The organism is Rhizobium sp. 18055 (assembly GCF_902706285.1).
Taxonomy (GTDB): Bacteria; Pseudomonadota; Alphaproteobacteria; order Rhizobiales; family Rhizobiaceae; genus Rhizobium.
Genome location: NZ_CACSKD010000498.1, coordinates 1 through 385 on the forward strand (window position 1 = coordinate 1; position 385 = coordinate 385).

At 67.3% G+C, this 385-nt stretch carries 1 protein-coding gene; it reads left to right on the plus strand.

Going from position 1 to position 385, the window contains the following annotated elements:
- Positions 1-385: class II fructose-bisphosphate aldolase (locus tag GVL52_RS32760; protein ID WP_200848084.1), on the plus strand; the 385-nt coding region annotated here is incomplete at both ends.

The following is a 385-nucleotide window of genomic DNA, read 5'->3' on the forward strand; positions in this document are numbered from 1 at the left end:
CGCGCTGAACCTGGGCTTCGGCTCGGTGATGATGGACGGCTCGCTGATGTCCGACGGCAAGACGCCGTCCTCGTTCGACTACAACGTCGACGTCACGCAGAAGGTCGTGGCCATGGCCCACAAGGTCGGCGCGACGGTGGAAGGTGAACTGGGCTGCCTGGGCAACCTGGAAACCGGCGATGCCGGCGAGGAAGACGGCATCGGCGCCGAAGGCAAGCTGGACCACAGCCAGATGCTGACCGACCCCGAAGAGGCCGCGCAGTTCGTGCAGGCCACGCAGCTCGACGCGCTGGCGATCGCCATCGGCACCAGCCACGGCGCCTACAAGTTCAGCCGCCCGCCCACGGGCGACATCCTGGCGGTCAGCCGCGTGAAGGAAATCCAC